The following is a 2,372-nucleotide window of genomic DNA, read 5'->3' as shown; positions in this document are numbered from 1 at the left end:
CAGCATCACCAGCCGGGAAGGCGTCGTCTGCATCACCTGGGCTGGATGCTTCGTGAGCAGCGCAGCCAGCTGGGCAGGGTCCTGCTGCTCCGCCTCGCTTGCCAGCAGAACCTGCATGCCACAGCTCAGCGGTACCCAGCTCTCGGTCACGAAGATGTCGAAGGACACCGTCGTCACACTGAGCATGGTTGCAGATGGCGCAAAGGGCAGTGCTTCCAGCATCCCCGTCATAAAGTTGACGACGTTCCGATGCTCCACCACCACCCCTTTCGGCGTGCCGGTCGTCCCCGAGGTGTAGATCACATACGCGCTGCCCTCAGCGCGAGTCTCCACCTCCGTTGATGCCGTGGAGTAAGCTTTCAGCTCCTCCACGGAGGCAAACCTCACCTGCGAAGCTTGCTCCTCCTGCTGTCCATCTGAGCCCTGCTCCTTCTGCTGTACGTCTGAGGCATGTTCCTTCTGCTGTCCGTCTGAGGCATGCTCCTCCAGACACAGCACCTGACGCAGCGGGGTTTCTACCCAGCCTGCCACCGTTTCCCGCTGTGCTTCTTCGCTTAAGAGAATGCGGATTCCGGCATCCCGGACCATCCCTTCGATGCGTCCGGCTGGCAGCGCCGGATCCAGTGGCACATAGGCCGCACCAGCTTTCATAATCCCCAGCAGACCCGCGATCAGCCAAGGCGAACGGGACAGCAGCACACCGACGCGGTCTTCNGGATCCAGTGGCACATAGGCCGCACCAGCTTTCATAATCCCCAGCAGACCCGCGATCAGCCAAGGCGAACGGGACAGCAGCACACCGACGCGGTCTTCACTGCTCACGCCCTGCGCGCGCAGCCAGCCCGCGATGCGGTTGGCTTGCCCGTCCAGCTCGCCGTACGTCCACACGGCCAGTCCGCTCACCAGCGCCGGATGCCCCGGCGTTCGGGCAGCCTGCTGCTCGAATAGCCCATGCACCGTCGCGTTCTCAGGGAGCTCCAGCTCCGTAGCGTTGAAGTGCATCAGCAGNCTGGACAAGCTCATTGAACTGCTTGCGCTGACGAAAGCGCACATTGTCAGTGCACCAGCGCCGGATGCCCCGGCGTTCGGGCAGCCTGCTGCTCGAATAGCCCATGCACCGTCGCGTTCTCAGGGAGCTCCAGCTCCGTAGCGTTGAAGTGCATCAGCAGCAGCTCCCGCTGCCCTGCCGTCAGCAGCTCCATCTGCGTGACCGGCACGTTCGGCTGGCTCACGATCTGTTCCACCAGTTGCAGCCAGTGACCCTGCACCCGCTCCATAGCCTCCTGTTCGTACACCTGTCAACTGCGTGACCGGCACGTTCGGCTGGCTCACGATCTGTTCCACCAGTTGCAGCCAGTGACCCTGCACCCGCTCCATAGCCTCCTGTTCGTACACCTGTCCGTTATAGTCGAAATGTACGACCAGTTCTTCTCCAGGCTGAATCATCACATTCAGGTCATAATTCGTTTGTTCGTCTGCCTGCACGCTGGTAATCGCCAGTCCGCTCGCATCCAGGGAGGCTTCCGAGCTCGTCGGCATCGGATAATTCTCGAACACTAAAATATGGTCAAACAGCTCTCTCGTTCCGGTGCAATGCGCCTGGATCTCATGCAGCGGATAGTAGCCATAGGCTTGCGCAGCCAGCGCGTCCGCCTGCATCCGCCGCAGCACATCAGCAGCCGTATCCTGACCCTCGCACGCGACCCGGACGGGCAGCGTGTTGATGAACAGTCCGATCATGCTTTCCACGCCTGGAAGGTCGGCAGGTCGGCCCGACACCACCCCGCCAAACACCACATCCCGGCTRCCGCTGTAGCGGTGCAGTAACAATCCCCATGCCGTTTGCAGCAGCGTGTTCATCGTTACGCCATGCGCTTTGGCCGCCGCCGCGATTCGCTCACTTTGCTCCCGAGGCACGACTCCGCTCACACGCCTCGCTTCATAGCCTGACGTCTGGCGCTGGCGTTTCGGGAACACCGCCTGTGCTTCACAGCCCGACAGTCGTTCCTTCCAGTAGCGCAGCGCCGACGCCTCGTCCTGCTCTNCCTGACGTCTGGCGCTGGCGTTTCGGGAACACCGCCTGTGCTTCACAGCCCGACAGTCGTTCCTTCCAGTAGCGCAGCGCCGACGCCTCGTCCTGCTCTGACAGCCAGCGGATATAGGCGCTGTACGCCGGACCTTTTGGCTGCTCCTGCTCCTGCTGCTCCTCTTCGCTACCCGACATACTGTAGGCGCTGTAGGTGCGCAGTACTTCCTCCATCACGAGCGGCAAACACCAGCCGTCCATCACAATATGATGGAAGCTCCAGACCAGCTCGTGCGTATGCTTCCCTGTGCGGAACACCGCCACTCGCATCAGGCTCTCCGCTTCC

General features: G+C 61.9%; 3 protein-coding genes and 1 pseudogene. All 4 read right to left on the bottom strand.

The window, feature by feature from the left end; translation table 11 throughout:
• Positions 1–714: pseudogene (locus ASF12_RS34650) on the bottom strand (AMP-binding protein); the annotation flags it as partial.
• A gap of 1 nt (position 715) precedes the next feature.
• Positions 716–1,002 (bottom strand): AMP-binding protein (locus ASF12_RS35845; RefSeq protein WP_235533237.1); only part of this gene is annotated, 287 nt, incomplete at its 3' end.
• Between the two features lie 126 nt (positions 1,003–1,128).
• Positions 1,129–2,001, bottom strand: coding sequence for a condensation domain-containing protein (locus tag ASF12_RS34645; protein WP_268795456.1), 873 nt, complete (start codon positions 1,999–2,001; stop codon positions 1,129–1,131).
• 44 nt (positions 2,002–2,045) lie between these two features.
• On the bottom strand, positions 2,046–2,356 hold a 311-nt coding region (locus ASF12_RS34640), incomplete at its 3' end, for a condensation domain-containing protein (RefSeq protein WP_268795455.1).
• Between the last annotated feature and the right edge of the window lie 16 nt (positions 2,357–2,372).

The organism is Paenibacillus sp. Leaf72, assembly GCF_001422685.1.
Classification (GTDB): Bacteria; Bacillota; Bacilli; order Paenibacillales; family Paenibacillaceae; genus Pristimantibacillus.
The sequence above is the reverse complement of the archived record's forward strand: the minus strand, read 5'-3'. Positions and strand labels throughout refer to the sequence as shown.